21 protein-coding genes are annotated in these 25832 nt (G+C 53.7%); 19 read left to right on the forward strand and 2 right to left on the reverse strand.

Annotated features, from left to right (window positions below):
• The first annotated feature begins 486 nt into the window (after positions 1 to 486).
• On the forward strand, positions 487 to 2739 hold the full coding sequence (locus tag Q4481_RS14760) for a calcium-binding protein (RefSeq protein ID WP_304377158.1): 2253 nt from the start codon (positions 487 to 489) through the stop codon (positions 2737 to 2739).
• An 874-nt stretch (positions 2740 to 3613) separates the two neighbouring features.
• Here Q4481_RS14760 and Q4481_RS14765 read toward each other — a convergent pair.
• Positions 3614 to 4006, reverse strand: coding sequence for an immunity protein CdiI family protein (locus Q4481_RS14765; RefSeq protein WP_304377159.1), 393 nt, complete (start codon positions 4004 to 4006; stop codon positions 3614 to 3616).
• A 529-nt stretch (positions 4007 to 4535) separates the two neighbouring features.
• On the opposite strand from Q4481_RS14765, the gene Q4481_RS14770 reads away from it, so the two are divergent.
• The 6 genes from Q4481_RS14770 (at position 4536) to Q4481_RS14795 (ending at position 14749) form a co-directional block, all read left to right on the forward strand.
• Complete coding sequence (locus tag Q4481_RS14770; protein ID WP_377352874.1) at positions 4536 to 5933, forward strand: site-specific DNA-methyltransferase; 1398 nt, start codon at positions 4536 to 4538, stop codon at positions 5931 to 5933.
• Entirely contained in the window at positions 5923 to 6882 is a 960-nt protein-coding gene (locus Q4481_RS14775) for a DUF5681 domain-containing protein (RefSeq protein WP_304377161.1), read from the forward strand. The genes Q4481_RS14770 and Q4481_RS14775 overlap by 11 nt, the downstream gene beginning before the upstream one ends.
• Positions 6883 to 7052: 170 nt before the next feature.
• Positions 7053 to 7454 carry a DUF1344 domain-containing protein gene (locus tag Q4481_RS14780; RefSeq protein WP_304377162.1) on the forward strand — a complete coding sequence of 134 codons (402 nt, stop codon included), beginning with the start codon at positions 7053 to 7055 and terminating at the stop codon, positions 7452 to 7454.
• A gap of 122 nt (positions 7455 to 7576) precedes the next feature.
• On the forward strand, positions 7577 to 13342 hold the full coding sequence (locus Q4481_RS14785) for a toxin TcdB middle/N-terminal domain-containing protein (RefSeq protein ID WP_304377163.1): 5766 nt from the start codon (positions 7577 to 7579) through the stop codon (positions 13340 to 13342).
• 182 nt (positions 13343 to 13524) lie between these two features.
• Complete coding sequence (locus Q4481_RS14790) at positions 13525 to 14259, forward strand: alpha/beta fold hydrolase (protein ID WP_304377164.1); 735 nt, start codon at positions 13525 to 13527, stop codon at positions 14257 to 14259.
• Between the two features lie 10 nt (positions 14260 to 14269).
• Positions 14270 to 14749 (forward strand): hypothetical protein, encoded by a 480-nt coding sequence (locus Q4481_RS14795; RefSeq protein WP_304377165.1) that lies wholly within the window; start codon positions 14270 to 14272, stop codon positions 14747 to 14749.
• Between the two features lie 26 nt (positions 14750 to 14775).
• On the opposite strand, the gene Q4481_RS14800 is transcribed toward Q4481_RS14795, so the two are convergent.
• Positions 14776 to 15000, reverse strand: a complete 225-nt coding sequence (locus Q4481_RS14800) for a hypothetical protein (protein WP_304377166.1) — start codon at positions 14998 to 15000, stop codon at positions 14776 to 14778.
• A gap of 300 nt (positions 15001 to 15300) precedes the next feature.
• On the opposite strand from Q4481_RS14800, the gene gspD reads away from it, so the two are divergent.
• Genes gspD through Q4481_RS14860 form a run of 12 tightly spaced genes read left to right on the forward strand, consistent with a single transcriptional unit; the run spans position 15301 to position 25619 of the window.
• Positions 15301 to 17313 carry a type II secretion system secretin GspD gene (gene gspD / locus Q4481_RS14805; protein ID WP_304377167.1) on the forward strand — a complete coding sequence of 671 codons (2013 nt, stop codon included), beginning with the start codon at positions 15301 to 15303 and terminating at the stop codon, positions 17311 to 17313.
• A gap of 20 nt (positions 17314 to 17333) precedes the next feature.
• Positions 17334 to 17798 (forward strand): prepilin peptidase, encoded by a 465-nt coding sequence (locus Q4481_RS14810; RefSeq protein WP_304377168.1) that lies wholly within the window; start codon positions 17334 to 17336, stop codon positions 17796 to 17798.
• On the forward strand, positions 17788 to 18243 hold the full coding sequence (gspG, locus tag Q4481_RS14815; protein WP_304377169.1) for a type II secretion system major pseudopilin GspG: 456 nt from the start codon (positions 17788 to 17790) through the stop codon (positions 18241 to 18243). Before Q4481_RS14810 ends, gspG begins: the two co-directional genes overlap by 11 nt.
• The gene (locus Q4481_RS14820; protein ID WP_304377170.1) at positions 18243 to 19301 is read left to right on the forward strand and encodes a PilN domain-containing protein; all 1059 of its coding nucleotides are present in this window, start codon (positions 18243 to 18245) and stop codon (positions 19299 to 19301) included. The genes gspG and Q4481_RS14820 overlap by 1 nt, the downstream gene beginning before the upstream one ends.
• Positions 19291 to 19878 (forward strand): type II secretion system protein GspM, encoded by a 588-nt coding sequence (gspM, locus tag Q4481_RS14825; protein WP_304377171.1) that lies wholly within the window; start codon positions 19291 to 19293, stop codon positions 19876 to 19878. The genes Q4481_RS14820 and gspM overlap by 11 nt, the downstream gene beginning before the upstream one ends.
• Positions 19875 to 20405 (forward strand): hypothetical protein, encoded by a 531-nt coding sequence (locus tag Q4481_RS14830; RefSeq protein ID WP_304377172.1) that lies wholly within the window; start codon positions 19875 to 19877, stop codon positions 20403 to 20405. The genes gspM and Q4481_RS14830 overlap by 4 nt, the downstream gene beginning before the upstream one ends.
• Positions 20389 to 21276 (forward strand): hypothetical protein, encoded by an 888-nt coding sequence (locus Q4481_RS14835; RefSeq protein WP_304377173.1) that lies wholly within the window; start codon positions 20389 to 20391, stop codon positions 21274 to 21276. Before Q4481_RS14830 ends, Q4481_RS14835 begins: the two co-directional genes overlap by 17 nt.
• Complete coding sequence (locus Q4481_RS14840; RefSeq protein ID WP_304377174.1) at positions 21269 to 22906, forward strand: GspE/PulE family protein; 1638 nt, start codon at positions 21269 to 21271, stop codon at positions 22904 to 22906. Before Q4481_RS14835 ends, Q4481_RS14840 begins: the two co-directional genes overlap by 8 nt.
• Complete coding sequence (locus tag Q4481_RS14845) at positions 22903 to 24108, forward strand: type II secretion system F family protein (RefSeq protein ID WP_304377175.1); 1206 nt, start codon at positions 22903 to 22905, stop codon at positions 24106 to 24108. The genes Q4481_RS14840 and Q4481_RS14845 overlap by 4 nt, the downstream gene beginning before the upstream one ends.
• Positions 24105 to 24575: a prepilin-type N-terminal cleavage/methylation domain-containing protein gene (locus Q4481_RS14850; protein WP_304377176.1), complete on the forward strand. Its 471-nt coding sequence runs from the start codon at positions 24105 to 24107 to the stop codon at positions 24573 to 24575. The genes Q4481_RS14845 and Q4481_RS14850 overlap by 4 nt, the downstream gene beginning before the upstream one ends.
• A gap of 16 nt (positions 24576 to 24591) precedes the next feature.
• Positions 24592 to 24933 carry a type IV pilus modification PilV family protein gene (locus Q4481_RS14855; protein ID WP_304377177.1) on the forward strand — a complete coding sequence of 114 codons (342 nt, stop codon included), beginning with the start codon at positions 24592 to 24594 and terminating at the stop codon, positions 24931 to 24933.
• Positions 24930 to 25619, forward strand: coding sequence for a type II secretion system protein GspJ (locus Q4481_RS14860; protein ID WP_304377178.1), 690 nt, complete (start codon positions 24930 to 24932; stop codon positions 25617 to 25619). Before Q4481_RS14855 ends, Q4481_RS14860 begins: the two co-directional genes overlap by 4 nt.
• The last annotated feature ends 213 nt before the right edge of the window (positions 25620 to 25832 follow it).

Genomic DNA, 25832 nt, shown 5'->3' on the forward strand with positions numbered 1-25832 from the left:
ACCCCGCGGCGGCTACTTTTTCTTGCCCGAATGTAGCCGCCCAAACGGCAGGCGCACACGCGCCTGCCGTGCCCCTCAATGAAAATGCCGCCCTGACGGCTGGACTTGCCCGAGCGCAGGGCAATGCCGAGGGCTCGGGGAGGAGAAGGCGAAAGGGGAGGCTTTTACAGGCGTGCATTCGGTTAAGCGAAGAAATTTGCGCCAGGACGCTGCATGTCAAAGGCGCATAGTTTATGGCTTGCCCGTTCTTTCGCGCCGATTATGCCAATATCCGCAACGATCGCGCCAATTGTAACTCGGTCGTCTTCCGCCCCCTAGCCGAAGCACCCCCCAGCCGCTAGACCCTGTGAAGCGCGCTCGGCCTTTTCGGTTCGACGGCGCCACAACCGCACAACGAACACCAACCTGGATCCGGCGCACGGGCGATCTTGTCGCCCGAAGAAGCTCCCGTGCCATTTTTCCGGATCGCGTGGCAGGAACAGAAATATGACCATCTACTCCGCCGGCAGCGAATCTCGCGTCAACACCTACACGACGTCCTATCAGGACGGTTCCGTCACGACCGCCTTGAGCGGCGGCGGCTACGTCGTGGCCTGGCGCTCCTGGAACCAGGATACGGACAGTGACGGCGTCTTCCTGCAGGTCTATGGCGCCGATGGCACCGCCAGCGGCGGCGAAAGCCAGGTCAATACCTTTTTCACGAGCGAACAGGTACTGCCAGTGGTCGCGGCACTCGATACCGGCGGCTTTGTCGTCGCCTGGACATCCAGTTTGCAGGATGGCGATTCGACAGGCATCTACCAGCGACGCTACGATGCCGACGGCGTGGCGCTGGGCGGCGAGGTTCTTGTCAACCAGATCACGACGGGCAGCCAAGGCACGCCAGAGATCACCACACTGGCCAATGGCGACTATGTGATCGCCTGGCAAAGTGACAATGATGACATCGGCTTGCGACTCTTTTCGGCCGACGGCACCGCTATCACTGGTGAACTGGCCGCCAACACCGACACCACAAACACCAAGATCTATCACGATCTGCTGGCGCTGGAGGGTGGCGGCTTCGTCGTCTCCTGGGCCTCGCAAGGCACGCAGGACGGCGACAACCTTGGCATCTACCGGCAACTCTATGATTCTGAAGGAAACAGGATTGGCGGCGAGACCCTGGTCAACACGACAACCACCTCGGCCCAGTACATTCCCAAAATGGCGGCGCTTGCCGATGGCGGCCATGTGGTGACCTGGATCGACTATTCCTCTGGCTCCGCCGACGTGGTCCTGCAGCGCTATGATGCAACCGGCGCCGCACAGGGCGGTGAGGTTCTAGTCAACAGCTTCACCACCGGCAACCAGGAGAGGACAGCGATCACTGCACTGCGCGACGGCGGCTATGTCCTGGCCTGGAGTTCGGACGGTCAGGACGGCGATTCTGCCGGTGTTTATCTGCAGCAATTCGCTGCCAATGGCAGCCGGGTCGGCAGCGAAAAGCAGGTCAACACCGAGACCGCCGATTTTCAGAGCCTTCCCCGGGTCCTCGGCCTTGCGGATGGCGGCTATGCGGTTGCCTGGACATCTGAAGGCCAGGATGGCGACCTCAGCGGCACCTATCTGCAGATCTATGCCGCCAATGGCAGCACGGTCGGCGGCGAGACCCAGGTCAACGACACCGGCAGTGGCGGACAGACGATCGAAACGCTTGAACTGCTCGACGATGGCCGTTTCCTCGTCACATGGCAGCAGACCACCGTGGTCGACAACGTCTATGTCACCGATGTCATGCAGAAGATCTTCACCCCCGACAACATCGCCCCCGTCGCAGTCGATGACAGCGGCACCCTCACCGAGGGCAAATCCCGGACCTTCGACGTGTTGGCCAATGACGACGACACTGATGGCGACATCCTGACCATTACCGGCACCCAGGTGACGACGGGCCATGCCTCGGTGCAGATCCTCGATAGCGACCAGCTCAGGGTCACCTATACCGGCGCCGATCTCGATCCCGGCGAAACCGCCAACATCGTCGTCCGATACGTCGTCTCTGACGGTCAGGATTTTGCCGAAGCCAAACTTCGCCTCACCGTTACCGGCGTCCAGGAGGATATCATCGGCACCCCGAAAGCGGACCGCTTGAATGGCACGAGCTGGGGCGAGAATATCTATGGCCTGGCCGACGACGATATCATCCATGGACGTGGTGGCAACGACCGTATCAGCGGCGCCAACGGCGATGACTTGATATACGGCGGCAACGGGGCGGATATCATCCGAGGTAACAAGGGGCAGGATAGTATTTCGGGCGACGCAGGCGATGACCGCTTGTATGCTGGTGAAGGCAACGACCTGGTGCATGGTGGCGCTGGAAATGATGTGATGCACGGATGGGCTGGCAATGATCGCCTACGCGGTGGCACAGGACGTGACATCCTGATTGGATGGACCGGAAATGACTCCCTGGAAGGGGGATCCGGAGCCGATATCTTCGTCTTCAATGATGTTTCGGGCAAGGATCACACGACTCGGGCGCTTGGCCATGACACGATAATCGACTTCGAGATCACCAGCGGCGACCGATTGAAAATATCGCGGGACTGGGGTTTCCAGACGGTGGAAGCGATCTTGGACAATACGGTTCAGGATGGACACGATACAGTGATCACCCTGTCCCGATTCACCAGCATTACTCTGGAGAATGTTGCCAAGAGCGACCTTTCGGCCGGGGATTTCATATTGATCTGAGATTCAGATTCGAACGCTCCGCCAATCCTGCGATTCCCGACGACGATCATAATGACGAAACCACCGTCATCACCGTGACGGTAACAATGAAGCACCAGCGATCACCGAAGCGATCCTGACCGGCCGGCAGCCGGCTGATCTCACAGCAAGGACTTTGTCGCGCCTGATGGATGTTCCGCCGCTGTGGACCGAGCAGGCGAAAATGCTCGGAATCTGACACGGGCGGCACTCGATCTCTCCCCGAACAATATCAGTTCATTCAGAGCGAGCTGGCGCTATCGCCAGCCGGTGTCTTCTTTGCGGAAAAGTTAGTGGACACGGAAAAGGGCGCGTGGAGACGCGCGCCCCGAATGGCGGGAGAATCTCGCAAAGACGCGCACAACGGTCCACTTGTTCACCGAGCATGTCCGCTAACCCACGCAAATGTCGCGTCTCTTTGGTGTGCTCTATTCTCGAAGATTCGTCGCTGGAAAATTTGGTGGTGGACGTAGTCTTGTCAGTATCGGTCTTGGAACAGGGAATTTGGGGCAGTCGCGAATTTTTGATTATTTTCTCGGAAAAACAATTGGTTAGAAAGTATGGAAGAGTGCTCGTGGCAAAGGGTGGCATACATTAACAGCGAATAGGATTGCCGTCATCTGGGATCGCATTGTTATGAAACGGGAGGCGGCAACGGTTATGCGGGTAAGAACTCCATTTTGGTGATTGCCCAATGCCGTCCTTCGCATATGGGATGATCTCTTCCGGATGCTCATATCGCCGAAGCGAATGGGGATTGCGCCTTTATGGCATCGGATGCCGATAACCGAACTCGATCGTCATCTAAAACGGCGGGGCGCTTGTTTAGCCTGAGGAACAGATCTGCCCGATGCGATCAACTGTCATGGTCTGGCATCGATGATGTCGGGATCTCATATTCGAAGAACGCCCGATCCTCAGGCGAATTCTGTTTCCGGCGAAAGCGTCGATAGAATTCCCTTAATCGGGCGTCGTCAAAGTAGATCACCGTCCAATCGGGCAAAGCTGCTTTAACCGCTTTGGCAATTTCCAGCCCCTCTTTGCTGAAGGCTGGGAGATCAAGCCTGTTCTCCGGAAGATAATCTGTGCTGTCCCGATCAAACCATTCCTGCCAGGCGCCAATGCGGTCAACGAGATCTTGCGGAATTGCCAGGTCTTCAGGGTATCCAGGCAGACCTTCATCGTCCCAGACGCCGTGTGCAGCGTGATCCGCCATGATGCGGACCCATTTCCTTGTCTCGAAACTCATGATGGCCTCGCAGGGATGTCGACTTGACCAATAGCTCTTCAATTGAAAAATACAACTAAAGATAACTGTGATTGGCGCAACGCAATATAGCCGGTGCTCGGCCATGGCTTCTTTGCTTACACATGTCGTCGTCATGCGGAAAAACCGGCATAAATCGCAATCGATTTTCCGCGCCGCGCACTGGTGTCTTCGCGAGCGGGCAAGTTCGGTTTCTTCTCAATATCTTCTGCTGTAGGCGCTTGTGAGAAAAGTACGAGATAAATCAGAGGTATAACAGGATCAAGGCTTATCCACAGCATTATTTTTGACGGTTCAATTTGTCGAAATCTACTTAAAATTGCACACCGACTTTTGAAGGTGTTTTGAAAGGCCTCTTAAAGGGTGTTTGAAGCCGTTTTAAAGGCGTCGGAATTCCGGAGCGATTCCAGCGTCCTCAGGTTGAATGGGTGCCCTTGGGGCCGGTTGAACGCGCTCGAAAAGCTGCGATCATGGTCTGATCGATTTCTTTTCGAGGAACGCCGTCATGTCCCTGCAAACGCCTGCAATCGAAATGCTGCCGATAAACACGTTGCGTCCCTATCCTGGCAATGCACGCACACATTCGAAGAAGCAGATCAACCAGATTGCTGACAGCATTCAAAGGTTCGGCTTTACCAATCCGGTTCTTGTCAGTGATGATTGCGAAATCATCGCCGGCCACGGCCGTGTGTTGGCGGCCAGACAATTGGGCAAAGCAGTCGTGCCATGTGTTCGACTATCGCATCTGTCGGCTGTGGACCGCCGCGCCTATGTGCTGGCGGACAACAAGCTTGCCCTCAATGCGGGTTGGGATCGCGAGATCCTGGCAATCGAGCTGCAAGGCTTGATCGATCTCGATTTCGAGGTTTCTCTGACGGGCTTCACGCTGGCCGAAGTCGATCTGGTCCTCGATCAGGCACGCGATGCATCGCCCAACGCAATAGGCGCAGCGGAAGATCGTGTTCCTTTGCTATCGGACGCCCCACCAATCAGTCGGCCGGGTGATTTATGGGTGCTTGGAAGACATAAACTGCTTTGCGGAGATTCTCGGGATCGATTGACGGTACAAAATCTCGTTGGTCATGACCCAGTCGATCTGATCTTCACCGATCCGCCCTATAACGTTCCGATCGACGGACATGTTGGTGGCCTGGGCGCAATCCGACATCGGGAATTCGCTTTTGCTTCCGGAGAAATGAGCCAGGCACAATTCACCGAGTTCCTCGCAACCACCCTCAGTAATGCCGCCTCTGTCGCCAAGGACGGTGCGATCGCCTTTATCTGCATGGACTGGCGGCATATAGGGGAACTTCTGAACGCTGCGAAAGATGTGTTCTCAGAACTCAAAAACCTCTGCGTCTGGAACAAGACCAATGGCGGCATGGGTAGCTTCTATCGCTCCAAGCATGAATTGGTCTTTGCCTTCAAGAATGGAACAGCACCCCATACCAACAGTTTCGGGCTCGGCGACACCGGGCGATGTCGGACGAATGTCTGGGACTATGCCGGGATCAGCAGTGTGGGCGCCAATCGTATAGAGGAGCTCTCTATGCACCCCACCGTCAAGCCCGTCGCTTTGGTCGCAGATGCAATTCGGGACTGCTCGCGACGCGGCGAAACGGTCCTCGACATATTTGGCGGCTCGGGCACCACGCTGATCGCCGCAGAACAATGCGGCCGTCAGGCGAGGCTTGTCGAATTCGATCCGATCTATTGCGACACGATCATCAGGCGCTGGCAGCAATATACGGGAAAGAATGCCCTGCTGGCCGAAAACGATCTCGATTTTGAGACGATTGCCGATCTACGGCTTCAGACGTCTTCTGTGGCTGCAACAAAAAGCGCAGATACGCGCCGACGATCGGCCGAAAAGCTGTATGGCGAGGCGGAGACGAGCAATGGACGATGACGAATTGAACCGTGGCGCTCTAACAGGCAACGGAATAGGCTACGCGAAGCCACCACAACAAAACCAGTTCAAAAAAGGTCAGTCCGGCAATCCGCGCGGCAGACCCAAGAAAAACAGTTCGGATCTGGCTTACAGTAATCAGCCGGTGCTTCTCGCCGTAAGGTCGCTCGCGTCGCGCAAGGTAACGGTGCGCCAAAACGGCGAGATGAACGAAATCAACATGTCCGATGCCGTGCTCGAAGCAACATTTACCAATGCTGCGAAGGGAAACCCGCGCTCGCAATCCATAGCGATCAATCTGATGCGTGAGGCGGATCAGGCAAGAAACCGTGAGATTCAGGAAAACAACGAATTCTGGCGGGACTACAAGTCCATCATGTCGAAGCGAATGAAAGCGTCCCTAGCGCGCAGGGAGCCTGTTGAGAAAATGCTGCCACATCCCGATGACATTGAAATCCTGCACGGCCAGGAACCACGCTTCCATGGACCGATGTATGAAGGGCAACAGAAACAGCTCGAAGACACGATCGCCTATCGTGATGTGTTGATCCTGCAGGATGCGCTTGACCAGCGGAGCTCGCATCGGCTGGATGGAACGCCATTGACCGAGCCTGGTTCGGCGCTTGTGCTTGCTATGGTGCTCGACAGATGCATTCCGCCACGATTGCGGCTTTCGGATCACGACTGGATTCGTCGCTCCATGAAATATGAAATCATACCCAAGCGCGAGTTGCTCAAGCAGTTGTATGATGCCTGGCGCAGGCTGGGCCGCCCCAAAGCCAGGGGATATGTCTCCGTCAACCTCAACCGAACGGAAACATATTTGTTCGCGATCCAGGAACTCATGTCCGAGCTTTCCTCCGGAGCGTTGGATCCTGCCCGCATGCCCGTAAATGCGCTGGCTGAACGGATTTATGACCTGTTTCATAAGAGGGGACTTGCGAAGTAGGGAATTCCCACGATGCCGCGCCACGCGAAGGAGGATGCATATTAGAGGGTGCGAAAACACAAATCTCAACTAAAGATGAAATTTAGGATGCTTCCATCTTGTTAAAATTGGAAATGCGTGCAACCGATAAGATCAAAGCGCATTTTTAACGGGAAAGATTCGGGGGCTCTGTGTTTCATAAACTTCTGATATGTCTTTTGTTCCTAACAGCAGCTCCAAACCTGGCGTTCGCTGAATCGATCGAAGGTGAACTGTCGTCAATCGATGCCGAAGGCAGAACGGTTTCGCTGATTTCGGGTGAGATATTCGCGGTCGGAGAAGAGATTTCCATCGATTCACTGGTGGTTGGCCAGGTCATCCGGATCAATTGCGAAGATGGCACCACGCATGTCACGTCTATCGATATCGTCGCAGCGGCGGTCGATGAAACACCTCCGACGAACGTGGATGTGGTTGAGCCGGAGGGTGAGGACACATCTGTTGTCGACACGACAGCGACAGATAACACAAGCAGTGATGTTGTTCCGGATACAAATGCGACCGACTCTCAAGACATATCATCCGGCGAGTAGTGCGCGCTCTGATGGATAAGGTCTGATCACTCCACTGCCAGGAAAGCCGGGTTCTAAAATCTGACGCCGGCTCATCTTCAATGTTTCTTCTGAACACAATTTCCAGTTCCAGGATGACGAATATGCGGACTATTGCGAAAAATGCATTCGCTCTCGGCCTGATTACTTCTACGATTGCATCGGTTTTAGCGTTGCCTGTGCAGGCCAAAACAAGCGTGCTTGATGTCGAGCCAGCCGGTAAGGCTGGTTTGTCGGTTCTGGGCAATGCTGATGGTGGGCGATTGCTCGACGATCTCCGCCAAATATCGGCGCGGCCAAAAATTTCTGCTGAATTTGTGCAGGTTGCCGAAAATGAAGACATTCCGGCCTCCACGCAGGAGCCGGCTGGGCCAACCTTGAAACAGCCGAATATCGGGGGGACGGGGACGCTCGACTACAGTTACGATATCGATGTTCCGGAGTTCCGCGGGCTGGAGCCGAAGATTTCACTCAATTATTCCTCGAACCGCAAGGCGAAATTGAGCGGCCTTTATCAAGGATGGCTTGGTTATGCCTGGGGCTTGAAAGGTTTCGACGTTATTGAACGCGTCCGCCAGAACGGAAACATTCCGGCATTTGATGCGGATGATGTATATGCCCTTAACGGAGAGGAGATGCTGCTCTGCAATGAAAATGCGGCGACTCCTGATGTCCCGGTCGCTTCTGGAACAAGCGCTTCCTGCAGCGCTGGCGGGACCCATGTTTCCGAAAATGAAAACTATCTCCGGATCGTGCGGAACTCGGCTGCGAACACCTGGGAGATCACCAATCGAGAAGGCACAAAGATGGTGCTGAAGTCGGTGGGCGATTTTGCGGGTTCGAATGCCTCCGAGGGGACAGATGCCTATGATCTCGCGTTTCGGTCGCGGTGGCTTGTCGCATCGATCACCGATACGAACGGCAACACGGTTCTCTACGACTATGCGTGCGAAGGCTTGCCGGTCTGCTATCCGTCAACTGTGACCTACAACAACACGACCGTCCGGTTTATCCTGGAAGATCGCCCTGACTTTCTGACAATGGCGAACGGTCATACGATTTCGACCATCACCAAGCGGATCAAGACAATCAAGGTTAGTACCAGCGGGATCACAGTCGGCGCATGGCGCCTGTTCTATGAAGCCGCTCCTGAATCTGGGTTGACACGCCTCGCCAAAATCCGGCGCCACGGTATTGGTGCAACCGTCGTTTCCGGTAGTGATGATACGGCTGGCAATGTGACGGGTGGCAACCCGAAACCGGACACCGAGTTCACCTACGCGGACTATCAGGGATTTGAGCAAACACCCACCGATCTCAACAATCTCAAGGGACCAATCCACGATCTTTATACCCTCGACTTGAATGGGGACGGGATCACTGAAATCCTGGAAGAAGATCGCACTTCCGATTTCGATGACACTGCACTGAACTGCGAATACAATCTGTTTCACAGCTTGAATGCGAATAGTGTTCTATCCAAACAATCGCTGCCAAATTTGCCCTGTTTTGGTCGGGTTGGAAGGTATTTGGACGATGAAGTCAAGTTTCCATTGGCCAAATTCAGCCAAGGCCATTTTGGCAGCAATCTGGCTGAAACACAGCTTCTTTTCCGTGACGGTGACAACGTCAATCCCGAGAACACCCAAAGTGGTGCCCAAATTGATTCGGAAGTCAAAAGGTGGGCGATCTTCGCAAAGAACGGTTCGGCGTTTGATGTGACGATCAAAAACTGCTCGGGAACCAATTTGGATCCGAAGACGGTACTTCAGTGCTATAAAGATTATCCGGGGACCCAGGTTGTCGATTATGCCGCTGATGGCCGTGATAATCTTCAAACGTCGCTTTACAATGACGACAATGCGGGGATGTTGGGCGTCGTCAATCTTTATGGTGATGGTCGGCAACAGCAGGTGTTTCAGAGAAGCGCGGGTCTTCGTCTCATCCGCAAACAACTTGGCGACGAGGATGTCGCTCATCCCCAGATGGCCTCAGGCAACTTTTGTTCGCCGCCAGATACGCTATGTCAGTTTGGCGATGTTAACGGAGACGGTGCAGACGATCTAGTTATCATAAGCAAGGAAGTGCAAGGCGTCCAATCGAATGGTCTTTGCAACGAGGATCTCTTACCGCAACCCTGCCCCGTTCATCTTAAGGTTAGCGTTTATTTAAGCCGGGCATCTGCGACTGGTGATAATCTTGCTCAGATTATCGATGAGTATGAAGTGTTCACCGATGAAGCATCATCTTTCGTTCTGGAGAATGCGGCAATTCGCGATTTTGACGGAGACGGGATCTCCGAGATCCTTTTGCAAAAGCCGCGTCTTAAAGACGACACGCAAATTGACGCCAAGAACGCGGAATGGGATTCAAAGAACACAGATAGGCCTTTTGCACTATTGCGCGTGAAGAAGAATTCGAATGGTTATTCCATCTCAAAAACCAATCTTTCAACGACTGCGAGAACATTCGAAGTTGGTGACTTCGACGGCGACGGTCTTCAGGATCTTATATTCAGAAAGGCGTTCCGAGATAACGATGTCGTCATAAAAACGGCGAACTATACCCAAGGGGCAAATGACAATGTAGGGTTCAATCGGACAGGGTATATCAATGCCATCGAAGAAGCTGAAGGCGTTACGCAATACCAACTCCGCGCGGGCAAATCGTCAGTTGCGAACACGCTTCCGGGATTGCTGACCTCTATTCGCTCTGACATGGGCTCGACAACCACCTTCACCTATACGCCATCGACCCAGTTCACCAACAGCTATCTCCCGTTCTCGTTGCCGACGGTGACCATGGTTAAGGTCACGGACGGACGGGGTACGTTTGCCTCGACCAAGTACGAGTATTCCGGTGGCCTTTATGGCATCAGCAGCAAGAAGTTCCTTGGCTACCGAACGGTCACCAAGGTTCTTCCAATGATCGGTGAGGAAGACGCCAATCCCAAGATTAAAACGACCTATAGCCAGGAAGTGCAAAACTATGGGATGCCTGAGGTCACTGCGTATCTAAATGCCGCAGGTGCGAAAAAGCGTGAGGTCACGGAAACCTGGGAACTGAAACTCAGCAAACCCTATCGTACACGGAACACGGCTACAGTCACCGAACTGTTTGACGATGGTATCGCGCGCAAGACGAGGATAGCGCGCGAATTCGACACCTATGGCAATGCAACGGTTGAGAGAAATTTTGGCCTTGTTGCAGATGATGGAAGCAATATCGCAGGTGATGGCTCAAGAACCGAGCGGTTGTTCGCCCCTAACCTGACGAAGTATATCGTCTCTCTTCCTTACAAGGAGACCGTGTTTGACAATCCAAGCAGTGATGGTGAAATAATCGCTGAAACTAAAAATTGGTATAGCGGTCAAAATGATGACCCTCTGACAACACCGCCGAACAATACGAGACTGACAAAAGTCGCCCGCCCGAGAAATGCTTACAACACATCCGTTTGGACCTATACCTACGATTCCTTCGGGAATCGGATCACTGAAACGGATCCTGTCGGAAATCTGAAAGAATGGAGTTACAGCTCCAGTTTCACCAATCTTCCTATCGAGGAGAGGGTGAAAGTTCGTAATGGGTTCTGGTTGACGACGGCTTATTCCTACGGAACCGATGTAGCCAAGGCTTGCCTTTCGCCGGCAACCAAGACCCAACCGAACACATCGACAATAAGTTACACCTATGACGAATATTGCCGGACCACTCTGGAACGAAACGATGTTACCGGTGCTTCGACCAGCATCAGCTATGAGGGCGAGGGCAATTTCGATGCATTGCTGAATGCCGGCTTCAGCAATGCTCCTAGGGTGATCACAAAGACGCCATTGCCGCCGGCGGCGAACGGCGATGCTCGGACCACTGAAAAGACCGAGTTCGTTGATGGCTTCGGGCGCATCTATCGATCTGTGACGACGGGCAGCAGCAACTCGCCGACCGCCATTGTGGAGACCGAATATGATCGACGTGGCAATGTGTCACAAACTTCCCTGCCACATGAGCCCAATGCCACGACAATCTATTGGACCGTCAACGCCTATGATTGGGACAATCGTCTGACGAAAACGACCCATCCTGGTGGCAATAACAGTCGAACGCTGACCTATTCTTTGCCTTCGAGTTATACGCTCGCAAACACGGACAATGTTGTGCTCAGCAGGATCGTTACCGAAGATGAAGTTGGAGATAAGACAGAAACAAACATTTCCACGGATGGTGATGTTGTCGTCGTGAGGAGGAAAGGCGCGACTGAATCGGCATTTAACCTGATACATGGCGCGACCTATGATCGCCTTCGCCGCCTGGTTGGCGTCAAGGATCCCGGTGGGGCTCAATGGAGCTATGCCTATGATCTTCTTGGCAACCGCAAATCGGCGAACGATCCCGATATGGGGACGTGGACCTATCAGTATGACGACGCCAGCAGGCTGGTGTCTCAAACCGATGCTCGTGGCAAAATCACGACAATCGACTACGACGGCGCTGGTCGTGTTTTGACCAAAGTCGCCGACGGCGCAACGATTACGAAGAACATCTATGACGATACGACCACAAGCGCCTACAATATGGGGCAGCTGACTTCGACGGCGAATGGGCTGAATGTCAATGCACTGAACTATGCCTTGAGCGAGTTCACCTACAACGCCAACGGTGATGTGACGAAAAAGGTTGCCAGTATTTCCTATGCCGCCGGTAGCTATATCAAACATGCGGAGAATACCTTCTACCATGCGGCATCCAAACTCATCATGCGCAAGTCTTATTCGGCGCAGAGAATCGAGAATGGAAACACCTATAATACTGGATCGGCTCTCGATGTCGGGACGGCGGAGGATCCCTGGACCTACAATCTCAAGGGCCAATTGCTCACAATTCCGAGCTACGTTAAGGAAACCACCTACGCGATCGATGGTCAAACCGCTTTCATCAAATATGGCAACAACGTCACGACCGATTTCAGCTATTCTGACACGCGGCGTTGGCTGACGCGTCTGACAACCCAGAAGGCAGACGCAACCAAACTGATCGACAACGTCTATACGCGTGACGCAGTGGGTCGGATTACGGCAATTGCCGGCAATACGCCGCGAGAATCCTGGACCTACACCTATGATGGGCGTTCGCGGCTGGCGACTGCAACCAATCAGAACGTCGCTAGTCTGACAGAAACGTTCACCTATACCGACAACAACAATATGACTAAGCGTAGCCGCGGTCTGAACCCCAATAGCCCGGTTCCTGATCCGTTAAACTTGACATATGGAACGACGACGCGCCCGCATGCGGTTGTCGAGATAGAGGGTAGGGAAATTGTCTATGACGACAACGGCAACACCACAGACGATAAAGAGCGCACCTATACGTGGGATGGTGCAAATCGCCTGAAGACTGTTGTCAAAGATGGCGTAACCACCACTTTCGCCTATGGAGGCGATGGCGCGCGCGTCAAGCAGTATAACAGCAACGGCAAGATTACTCTTTATCCGGACGCGAATGTTGAGGTCGCCTATGATCCCGGCGCCAACTCCTGGACGTTTACCCGCTATCCCCATCTCGACGTAAAAATCGAGGGCACGCGCCCGGTCTACCTGCATCGCGATCATCTTGCCTCCGTGCGGATGACAACGACGACCGGTGCGGCAACAGAGGATAATGTGATCTTTGCTGCTTTTGGCGAACCGACGAAGGGTTCGGCCGGCAACGCGGGAACGCCCGTTTCCGCAAGCGATCTCCTGACCCAGAAATCCTATATCGGCGAACGTTATGACGTCGATACCGGGCTCATGTATCTCAACGCCCGCTACATGAACCCGGTCACGGGACGGTATATTCCGCCAGACACGGATAATCCGCGCCATTGATGGCCGATGCCAGGGTCGCATGCGTGCGACCCTGTGCCCTCCAGCATTCCCTTCGAAAAGAGCGCGCCAGCTGCAAGCGGCGCACCCAATCGTAACGACTTTGATCTGCGAGATAGATTGATATGAGAAATTTGGGACAGTCGATTATATCGAAGCTAGCCTGCCTTTTGATCGCCGCCTGCATGATGGCCGTGACATTCGGCACGTCTGCCAATGCGCGATTTATTTCGCCCGATGATTGGGAACCGACAAAGGAGGGCGTTGGGACCAATCGGTATGCCTATTCTGAAAATGATCCGGTCAACAATAGTGATGCAAATGGGCACGCTGATATATTTGTCGGTGGCTTTATGGATAAGGAAATATCAAATATAGTCAAACAATATGCGGAGCAACATAAGGCGTATTATAATAGTATTGGCGTAAAAAGAGATGTAAGATACTATGATCATAAAGAAAAAGATAAAATAGAAAAAGCAATAAAGGAAATCGCGAAGAAAAATGAGCCGATAAATATTGTTGGACATAGTTGGGGGGCGACAACCGCGGCGAATGCAGCTCGTAATGCAAAGCAAAAGATCGACAATCTAATTACTGTGGATCCAGTTGGCGTGGAGGGCCTTGGCAAGAAAAAGCCAAACTTTATCGATAATTGGGTAAATGTTGAGGCCAAGCCCCCAAAAGGAAATTTTAGCGATGCAATCGCAAGAGCTGGTAATTTGGGAAGGGGTGTGTCGTTTCTTCCAACAAAAACAGCGGATAGGAATGTTATAACAGATGCGCACCATGAGCAATTTGGTCCTATGATGAATCTTATAGGGGCTAAAGAAATTTTGGAACGGTCTTATGAAAAAAAAGAAAACAGCGTTGGTGTGCCAGAAGTGGATAGGTCAACGACCGAGATGCAGGCGCAATAGGGGTGTTTATATGACCAATACTAGGTTAGCATTCGCTTTACTATTAGCCATTATGGTTGCTGGTTGTACAGTGATGATTGACACGAAATTTGAACCTGTAGGTGTAGTTAACAGTAAGCCGGGTTCAAATATCTATCCCGATATTTCCGTCAATTCGACATGGATGAAATACGACGCCGTCATAGATAAGGATATTCTTTATTCTGCTCGTAGATCGTCAGCAACTATCTCTATAGAGTTGAACGATTGCAAAGGGCTTCATATTTATAATCTTGATCTATATGTAAAAGATGTTTCCATCTTTCAAGTCGGATCAATGGACGGGCGTGTTTTCGACTCAATCTTAAGTTCACCAAGTAAGAACGTAATCGTCAGTTTCTACATAAAAACTGATATGATAAATCGGAGCAGAAATAGTCTATGTGTAAAATTTCGCGGCGGTGGCCCTTTGGGACCAAAAATTTCTAGTAAATTATCCATTCTAAAATGACTACGCCTAATGCGTCGCCTCTCTGATCACATGCCATTGGTCCATTCTCTTCGACCGATGGATTTACAGAGACGGTATTCACCTGACAGTGCTGCGGCTTGAGGCGGGTTCATGCGGCGCGTGTTTCGTTTTGCGCTGAAGCCTGTTTTTGCGCTGTTGTTGGCTTGCTTCCTTTCGTTTTTTGCGGGGGGCAGGACGGACTTTTTTGTCAGCCCGTCGATGAAGGCCTGAAGTTGCGTCCGACCGTCCATGTTGCTGCCCTGGTGGGAGCGTTTTGCGTTATAGGCGACGGGCCAGTCGTTACGAACTGCCGCGGTTTTTCGATCATTGAATGCATCTCCGATTCATCTCTAAACGCCCCGATCGGCAATCCTGTTGATAATCCTGAAGTTCTGCTGATTCCGGCTTTCCCGCCATGTTCGAAAAACCTACTCTTTGCGCTGTACTCGTGGAGCGAGCATGTGCGTAACTCAAAATATGCAACGATACTAACATTTGCAATTCTATCGGGTTGCGCGTCTGATCAGTCGGAAGATCGTTGGCAGTCGCTGATGGATGGTGTCGGGCAGAACAAGGCCTTGAGCCACAATGATGGTAGTCGCACAAAGGTCGTGCGCAACAATCAGCAACTCGCATCGAATGAGCCTTTCATCGTTCCCGGCAGCGGTCAGTTTGTCAGTGACAACAGAGCGGCAATCTCGCACGCGATCGTACCGGAAGACGGGGGCTATACGCTCAATCTGGTTGGCGCCCCCATCGCGGAGGTTGCGAAACGCGTTCTCGGTGACATCATGGCCTATAATTACATGGTCGATGCGCGGGTAAAAGGCGAAGTGACCTTGCAAACCACCAATCCGGTATCAAAAGATGCGCTGATGGAGGTTTTGGAGACGGCCCTTGCTGTCAATCATGCGGCAATCGTCAAGCGAGGCGATCGCTACGATATCGTACCGGAATCGGAAGCCTTGAAATCCGCTCCGACGATCGATGTTTCAGCAACTGATGCCAAGGGGCCGGGTTTGCGCTTGCAGGTCGTTCAACTGCGCTACATCTCGGCGGCGGAAATGAAGAACATTCTTGAGCCGATCACCCAGAAGGGGACTGTGCTCAAGATCGACAGCAAACGGAATTTCCTGCTGGTCGCCGGTAACTCGGCGGAATTGAAATCGGTTCGCGATGCTGTGGGTGTTTTCGATGTCGATTTCATGAAGGGAATGTCGGTCGGGCTTTTCCCGCTGAAAACTGCCAAGCCAACGGCACTGGTTGTCGAACTCAACACGGTTTTCGGCCTCGATGCCGGTTCGAAAACAATCCGGTTTCTGCCGAACGAGCGGTTGAATTCGGTGCTCGCGATCACGTCGCGGCAGGAATATCTGCCGAAGGTTGCCGCCTGGATCCGCAAGCTGGACCGGATAGCGGAAACCAATGACGAGCAGTTGTTTGTCTATGAAATCCAGAACCGTCCGGCGCAGGAACTGGCAACGGTGCTCCAGTCAGTGCTCGCAACCGGTGAAACGGCACAGAAAACGACAAATGTTGCACCCAACCTGACGCCTGCTTCCTACACCGCAGATCCAAACGCGAGTGAAGGCGAGCAGCCGCTCAATGCAGCGGATCAGTCTGCCACCGTGAGTGAAAGCGAGGTATCCGCACCGAGGATTGTCGCCGATGTCGAAAAGAATGCGCTTCTGATCTCGACAACCGCACGCGAATATCGCCGGATCGAACGCATTCTCGAGCAGCTCGATGTCATGCCGACGCAAGTGTTTCTGGAGGCGATCATAGCCGAAGTGACGCTGAACGATCAGCTGAAATTTGGCCTGAGCTGGTATTTCGAGCAGGGATCGAATGCCTACACATTGACGGATACATCGAACGGGGTCCCTACGCCCTCGTTCCCCGGCTTCTCCTGGACCTTGTCTGCCAAGGATGTTCAGTCGGCGCTCAATGCGATTTCGAGCGTGACCAAGGTCAAGGTCATTTCCTCACCGAATTTGATGGTGACCAACAACCAGAAGGCAACGCTTCAGGTCGGTGATCAGGTTCCGATCGTCACCCAGACCACGGCCAATACAACCGCCGGAACCTCGGCGATCGTCAATTCGATCGATCTCAAGGACACTGGTATCATTCTCTCGGTGACGCCCCGCATCAACAGTTCGGGTCGGGTTATGCTCGATATTCAGCAGGAAGTCAGCGATGTCGTGCAGACGACAAGCTCCGGCATCGATTCTCCGACAATCCAGCAGCGCAAGCTCAGCACCCGGGTTATGGTCAATGACGGCGAAAGCCTCGCTCTGGGTGGGCTCATTCAAGAGCGGAAGGGACGCACGGAAAAGAAACTGCCGGTGCTCGGCGATGTGCCGCTCGTTGGCAATGCCTTCAAATCCAAGCTCGATACGATCAGCAGAACGGAGTTGGTGATCTTCATCCGGCCGCGCGTGATCAGGAGCACTGATGAAGCCCGCCAGATCACCGATGAGTTTCGCCAGAAGATGGATTTCGGTCAGTCCGACACAGCATCAAAACGCATCAAGCGGGATGCGAACAGGTTGCTCCAATGACGGCTATATTCGTGTCCGGGATGGCGTTGCTGGCGATCCAGTCTGCATTTATTGCTGTCTATGACTTCAGGACGCAGACCATACCGGATCTGGCCAATCTGATGCTGGCCGGTTCCGGTATTCTGGTGCAGTTGCAGCGTCCGGTACCGTTTATAGCGATCATGATCAGCATGTTCGCCTTCTTCCTGTTTTTCTGGAGTATCCGGACGCTGCATTGGCGCCTTACAGGGCGCATTGGCCTCGGGCTGGGGGATGTGAAGATGGCTGCCGCAGCAGGGGCATGGCTGCCAATCAGCGCACTTCCGGGTTTCATCGGAATGGCTGCCGGAACGGCTCTGGTCGCCGCGTTTGCTATGTCTTTATCAACGCGTTCCATTCAACTGACGCGCCGTATCCCCTTCGGCCCATTCCTCGCACTCGCGCTGATCTGCTGCTGGGTGCTCGATATGGCCACAACCGGCTGGGAGCCCATCTATGGATTTTGAACAGCGAGAACGGGACATCCAGAGAGCGGGAAGGCGGGCAACGGATGCAGAGGCCGGTTTCTCGCTGGTTGAACTCCTCGTCGTCCTGGCGATCATCGGCCTCTTGTCGGCGCTGGTCGCCCCCCGGGTGTTGAACTATCTGTCGACCGCTAAGGTCGAGACGGCAAAGATTCAGATCAAGAATCTGCAAAGCGCATTGGAACTTTTCTACATCGACGCTGGACGTTACCCAACCAATGACGAGGGTTTGAGTGCGCTGGCTAAGAAACCCGCCGATGTTACAGCTTGGAGCGGCCCCTACCTCAAGGACGCGGATATGCTCAAGGACCCCTGGGGTAATGCCTTTCTCTATAGCGCGCCGGAAGATGGTGGAGAGGCGCTTGTCAAATCTCTCGGACGTGACGGTCGGGAGGGGGGAAGCGAGCTCGACGAGGACTTGCCCTAATGGCAGAGCTTGCGATCGGCAGACCAGCGCCGCCGCCCATCTGGTTGGAGGCTTTGGCCTGGTTTGGCAGTCAGATAAGTGCTCTGGTGAGGCTTGATCGAACGACGGTCGATCGTTCCAATCCTGGGGAAAGACTGCCGACGATCCGGATTGCGCGGAATGGTGTGACGCTCGGCGTTTCCCAGTCTCATCCTGACGGCGCTTTGGCGGGATCGCTGCAGGATGCGCTTCAATCGTTGAAATCGGACCACGTGAAAAACGTCGCGCTTTACCTTGAGGAAGACCGGTACCTCAAGCGCAGTCTTTCAGCGCAGCGACTGCCTTTTGCCACCGCTCAACGTATGGCGGAGTTGGATGTTGCAGCGAATACGCCCTTTGCTCTGGAGGATGTCTATATCTTCTTCCCCTCGCGTTTTGGTGAGGGGGGCACCGCCTATTTCCTGGTTGCAAAAAAAATCCTGAATCCAGTCCTTCAGGAGGTTTTGGATCACAGAATTTCGATCAGTTCGGTCCTGTTTGCGGTTGGAGACCGGACCGAAGCGCTGAATTCCTACACATTGAATTCAATGTTCTTTCGGAAGCGGATGAGATCGAAGCTTGTGCTTCAGTTCGCCTTCTATGCCGCCGTTCTAACCCTGATGCTATTTCCGATAATCAAGACATATCAGGCGATGATCGAAAGCCTGGACAACGTGACTGCCCAAGTGGAGGCGCTCAAGCCAAAGGCTATAGAAGCTCGACGAAAATTCAAACAAAGAGACGAACTGCTTTCGAACTTCAAGTCATTCACCAACAGGAAAAATGCCTATGAACCAGTCGTGCGTACAGTCGAGACTTTGAGCGCATTGCTTGACGACGGAACCTATCTGATCAGCCTGGCGGTAAATGGCAACAAGGTAAGCATAAGGGGTTACTCCGGGTCTGCCGCTGGCATTGTTCCCGAACTGAGCGGAAATGGGTACTTCAAGTCCGTTCGATCGACGTCGGCGTTTTTGAAGGTCCCGGGTCGCGACGGAGAACAATTCAGCTTTGAGCTTGAGGTTTCCGATGGTCGCTGAACTGATGGCGCGATTGTTCAGTACATCACAACGGTTCCAACGCAATCTGGCGCTGTCCATTTCGCTGGCGCTTTGCCTGGCTGCTTTCATGTTGGTCTGGGGCGGTGTTTCGCTTCTGTCACGTACCTACGACGAGCTTCAGGACGCTAGAGTTCAGCTCGGAAATCTTCAGCGATTGGATGCGGCGGCCAATGCGCTCAATCAGGCTACGCTTTCTGATGGCAATGAAAGAGTCCAGGATTTCTTCACCGGTGCCAACAGCGATGTCGTCGGCGCGAAACTCCAGGCGTGGTTACAGGAAACGGTCGATGAACTCGGCGGTCAACTGGCGTCTTCCGAGGTCGTTAACATGAGTTCGAAAAACACGGTCTCCGTCGCTGCAGACATAGAGGGTTCGTGGAAATCGCTCCAGAATCTGCTGGTCAGAATTGAGACCTCACGGCCGGCTCTATTCGTCGAGAATCTGAACATTGTCTCAAACGACTATGACGACAGAGCCGGGGAGCCGAGCTTGAACATGCATATTGTGTTTTCCGGAATCCGCAATCCGGTGGCAGATGCAAAAGAGGGCTCATGATCGGATGGTTCAAATCGATCCTGGTTCTCCTGTGTCTGGGTGGCATCTCAGCCCTCGGTCTGTTTGTGACGTTTGAGACGACACCGCTTGCGCCTGAACACCGGTCATCGGAGGAACCGAAAGTCAAAGCAGCTCTCTCGGACACAAGCTCTGTTTTGCGCGACGAAGAGTTTGGGGCGACCTTTGGGCGTCCGCTGTTCAGCCCAAGCCGACGCCCCTATGTTGCGCCGGAGGTGGTCGCTCCGGTTGTTGATGAAGCCTCCGAACAAGAGCCGGAAGAGAACATCGAACGACCCCGCAATCTTCGCCTGTTGGGTGTTGCATCGCAGGGCAGCGGGTTTGTCATTCTGATCACGAATCGCGAAACGGGTGAAACCCGATGGTTGAAGCCCGGGGATGAATTTAACGGATGGCGCCTCGACAAAGCCTCCATGGATCACGCCGAGTTTTCGTGTCTTGGCGCAAAGCGAGACAATTGCTCCTATCCGCTCAGTCTTTACGAGGCGACAAATGCTGAGCAAAGGTAACTCTCGTGACGGCTATGTCATGATCGCGGTTGTGGCGTTTTCTCTTTTCCTGATCCCGGTCATCATTGGTTTCACACGCTCGATCCAGTCTGCCAGCCACCAATCGCGCGCCAGCATTGACAAAAGTCGCTTGGAGTTTCTCGCACTTGGTTTGAGCGATGCGGTTGCTTACCGGGCTGCGTTTGACCGAACGCATGAGGAGAAATATCCGGGCAATAAGGCCAACTGCCGATATGGAAATGATCTGGTGATCTTTTCAGTCGAGGAGCATAGCGGAAAAATCGATATCAATCACGCCGGCTCCGCGTTGCTGATGGCGGGATTCCGGGCGATGGGCTTTGGCGAGCCGGAGGCCGGGTTTCTTCAGGGCTACGTTGAAAGCTATCGGAGTGGGCAATCCACGGCCGAGAGCAACCTGTCGCAGGCGGAGCTCTCGAGACTCAAGGGAGCGCCATTTGAAAATGTCGAAGAGCTGAATGATATCTTTTATGTCAAAGGTTTCTCGCCCGGCAAATTGCCTTCTTTCTTCTCCGCCTATCGCAGATCCAGGCTCGTAAACATCAACGCGGCACAGCCCGAGTTGCGTGACTTCATTTTGTCCGATCAATCCTTGGCAGAAAATGCAATTGAACAAGACGATGAAGGAGAACCATTCGATGTGCTGATCAATGTAAAAATGTCTGGCAAAGACGGCGTTACTCTAAGAAACACCTATCGAAACGATCATGGCGACATCAGATTGCTCGTTTCGACGGTCGGCGCGACAGGTGCCGAAACTTTAGGTACGAAGGCGCCCGTCGAAAATCGCGTGCCTTTGCCGGAGTGCATGGCTCTTCTCGGGTTCGGATCGGGATTGCCGAAAAATGACTAAGGACCCGGGCTTTTCCGTGGACGGGATGTTGGCCTATCTCGTTGCGAATGGATCAATGAGCGCTGAAGGCGCCCAGCGTGTGAAAGCCGTCATCAAGGCGACCAATCAGGCTGTCGACATCGTGATCACGGAACTTGGTCTGATGAAGGAAGATGCCTTCCTGAAGCAAAGCTCAGACTTTCTCGGATTGCCATTGTTGGAAGATTTTGATGCGGACCATTTGGCTTCGCTCGTAAAGACGATCGGAATCGATTTCGCTACCGACAATGCTATCTTCCCGATTGCCCGGGATGATGACGGGCTGACGCTCGCGACCGCCAATCCGTTCGATCTGGATGCCTTTGCGGCCACTCGCTATTTCTTTGATTGCCCGGTCCAAACTGTCCTGGCGTCACGAGCCAAACTCAAGGAACTGGAAGAGGTTGCTCGTCTTCATCTGACTCGCCACGATGCCGATCCTTCAGTTGGCGGTGAGGCCGAGGAGGCGCACAGCGATGACCTTGAACGGTTGCAGGATATCGCGCTCTCTGCTCCGGTCGTCAGCCTGGTAAATCGCATCATACAAAGAGCGCTCGAAGAAAATGCGACCGATATCCATATCGAGCCGCTGGAGGAACGCGTTCAAATCCGCTTTCGGCGGGATGGGATCTTGCGGGTCGCTGAAACGGCACCGAAACTCATGCATGCCGGCATTGTTTCACGCATCAAAATTCTCTCCAGATTGAACATTGTCGAACGACGTCTGCCGCAAGATGGGCGAATGCGGTTGTCGATACGGGGCGAGGAAATTGATTTTCGTGTTTCGGTGGTCCCCAGCGCTCATGGCGAAACGCTGGCGCTGAGACTCCTCAGAAAGAACGGTGTTTCCCTCGAACTTGCGTCTTTGGGATATGATGAGCCATCCCGGCGCCAGATCGAGAGTTTTGCAAAAATGTCGAATGGTGTTTTTGTTATCACCGGTCCGACGGGGAGCGGCAAGACAACGACACTTTATGCGCTGGTTTCGCTCATAAACCGCCCAGACATCAAGATCTTCACTGTCGAGGACCCGGTTGAATACCGGATCGAAGGCATTACCCAGTTACAGGTCGAAGCCGCACTTGGTCTCGATTTTGCGACAGCGTTGCGTTCGATCCTCCGACAGGATCCGGATGTTATCCTTGTTGGAGAAATTCGTGACCAGGAGACCGCCCAGATCGCCATGCGAGCAGCATTGACTGGCCATCTGGTGCTGACAACACTTCATACCAACAGTGCTGCAGGAGCTTTGACGCGTCTGATCGACATGGGCATCGAGCCCTATCTGATTGGCGCGACGGTGCGGGGTGTTCTCGCGCAGCGCCTGGTGCGCACCTATTGCACATCATGCCGCGGGACAGAGCCGCAACCAACCTGTCCAGATTGTCGTGGGTCCGGCTATTCGGGCCGCACGGTCATCCATGAGCTTCTCACTGTTGATGAGACTGTGGCATCGATGGTCACCTCCGAGGCTACTGAGGCGGAAATCGCAGCCTCGTGCAAGAGAGCCGGATTTGTGACGCTCGCGGAATGCGGAAAAAGCCTGGTTGAAAAGGGGAAAACCTCGATTGAAGAGCTGGCGAGAGTGCTTGGAAGCGGGGTTTCTTCGTGACCCAGTTTCATTATCGCGCAGTGAAAGATGGCAGGAAGGTCGATGGTGCTATCGAAGCCGGGTCGGTGAATGAAGCCGGGCGAAAACTGGCGAAAGCAGGGATTCACCCCTACCAGATTTCCAGTGAGCCGGACAAAGGAACCAACCTTTTTAAACAAGGTTTTCCGTCGTTCACACGTATCAAGTACGGTCAGTTTTTCTATGATCTGAGCATTTTGCTGCAGGCAGGCTTTAACATCGATGCAGCCCTGACGGCCCTCACATTCAGCGTGCGAAATGCGAGATTGATGGATGCGCTCAAGCAGATTGTTGCTGAGCTTCGTATGGGACACAGGCTTTCAACGGCATTCGCAAACGCGCCCAATTTACCCGAGAGCATAATTCCGCTGCTGGAGAGCGGTGAAAACTCCGGACGGCTGGAAAAGGTGATCTCCGCAATTGCCACGGACCTCCTGGAGCAGGAAGCCCGTCGTGCTGCTCTTTGGGGGGCACTTGCCTATCCCTTGTTCCTCCTCGCCGCCATGGTGATGGCCATTTTTATGGTGACATTCTATCTGGTGCCTTCCCTCTCGCCGATCTTCGACAATGCGGAAGAAAAAAAGCCGTTCCTTCTGGTTTTCCTGTCAGCAATCAACAATGCGGTGAGAAGCAATTTTGATTTGATCTTCATAGCATCGGCCCTGATCATAGCGGTACTGGTCATGGCGGTTCGACGACCCACCTTTAGGGCACGTTGGTCCGGAATGATCGGCAGGCTTCCATACTTTGGGGCTATACGGCGCCAACAGGCATTAGCCAGATATTTACAGGCCGCAGGCCTCCTGACTGCCAATGGTGTACCGTTCAGTCAGGCTTTGAGCCTTGCGGTTCGCGCCTGCCCTGTCGCCTATTTCCATCCTCTGTTGCAGGACGTCCGGAACCGGGTCGTCAAGGGGGAGGGCTTTTTGCAGGCTGTAAAATCGGTCCGGCTCCTCGATGATTCCACTCTGGCGCTGCTTGCTGTCGGTGAACAAGCCAATCGGTTACCCGATATGCTCGAGCGTTCAGCAAGATTGCTGGATCGGGATGTGAAGACGAAACTGGATCGCCTCGTTAGTGTAATCTCGCCTGTGGTCACCATCGGCATGGGCATTCTGGTTGGCGGATTGATCGTCTCCGTCATGAGCGCAATTCTCAGCATCAACGATGTGGCTCTGCAATGAAGCGCCCCTCACCGGAAGATCGGAATGCCGGCTTCAGCCTCATCGAAATGGTGGTGGTTCTTGCCATAACAGCCCTCGTGTTTTCCATCGGAACGCTGAGCTTGACGGCGTTGCGGCGGCTGAAGGCGACCGATCAGTATGCATCCGAGATCACAGCCCTCATGAACGACGCTAATGCGAGGGCGCTGAATGTCGGAACCGAGCAATCTGTAACGATTGATCTTCAGAGGAAACAGTTCTTCGACAAAATCAGCCCAGTCATTGAGTTGCCGGCCGCATTTGGGCTCACAGTGAAGCTGGGAAAAGAAACGATCACGGACACGCGTCTGCTTCAAGTCTATTTTTTGCCAGACGGTACCTCCTCCGGCGTTGAAATAGCGCTGAGCGGCCCTGACGGTCGAAGCGTAACCGTCGTGACCAATTGGTTGACGGGACTAAGCCAACGGTCGCTCAGCCATGGCGAATAGGGAAGCTGGCTTTACATTGATCGAGACGATCGTTGCATTTGTGATCTTGTCGCTGGTCCTTGGGGCGACGAGCGTTTCGGTTGGCTATGCGATGAAAATGTTCCGCCGCGCGCAAGACTTGCGTATCGCCGAGCAACTGGCCCAAAGGCTGATTGCCGAACACTTTGTTCGGACCGCAGGACCCGAGAAAACCGAACGCGGAACAGATGGAAAGCTGGTATGGGCCATCCGGCGAGTGGATGTTTCTGCAGCCAAAGATCAGCCAACAAAGCTCATCTCCTTTCGGCTGGATGTGTCTGATAAGTCCGGTCGGGCTCTGGTGCAATATCAGAGCTATTACATCTCGGCTCCCCAATGAACGCGCTGAAGACCGACAATCGGTTCCTATCATCGACACTTGGTCTTACGCGTTCCGGGAGGTCCCAACAGGATCTGGATGAGAGCCGTCCGGTAGCAAAGGCGACTGCAGATGGTTTCACGCTTATCGAGATCTTGATCGTTCTTGCATTGACGTCGGTGATGGCAGGCCTGGTATTTGCAATGATGATCCAGATGCGCCCGATCGTCGCGATTGAGCAGCGGGCGCAGGCGCAGAACAGGCTCGAACGCGTCGCCGATGTAATCATGGCGGATGTCCGCAATGCACTGACACTTCCATCAATCGAAGGTGACAGGCGCGCGCTCCTGTTTGGAGGACCACATCACATAGCCTTCGTTTCTATCGTGCCCACTGGCTTCAAGGCACGGGGCTTGCGCCAGGTGCGCTATGAGATGGAAGCCGGGGGGGATTTGGTCCGTTCAATAGCGCCGCGTCGGGTTTCCGGAGCAAAGGACGCAAGCACCGTCCAACGAGATATCTTGCTGTCCTCTGTGGCCGGGATGCGGCTTCGCTATCTTGTCCGCAAGAGCAACAACGAAATTGAATGGCTCGACGACTGGAAGGCTGAGGATCGCTTGCCTGATGCTGTCGTATTGCAGATATCGGCTAAAGAAAACGGAAACCTATTCCGAGCGGGTGCAGTTGTTTGGAGGCCGGCTCGTTAATACCAGCGCTCATTGAAATTGACTCACGGGATTCCGATTTCGGGCAAATCATGATTCAACATGGCGGAAGGAGATTTCGCCATGGGAACAGCGCTTGATATTCGCCGAGACTACACGGCTGCGGACTTGCGACGGCTAGAGTATCCGTTTTGATCAAGGGTGTCTTGGCTCCCATTTTTGATTTTTCCGGAGCAACGCGTTTGCGAGGACGAT

Origin of the sequence: Fluviirhizobium alvei, assembly GCF_030551875.1 — a bacterium.
Lineage (GTDB): Bacteria > Pseudomonadota > Alphaproteobacteria > Rhizobiales > Rhizobiaceae > Rhizobium_E > Rhizobium_E alvei.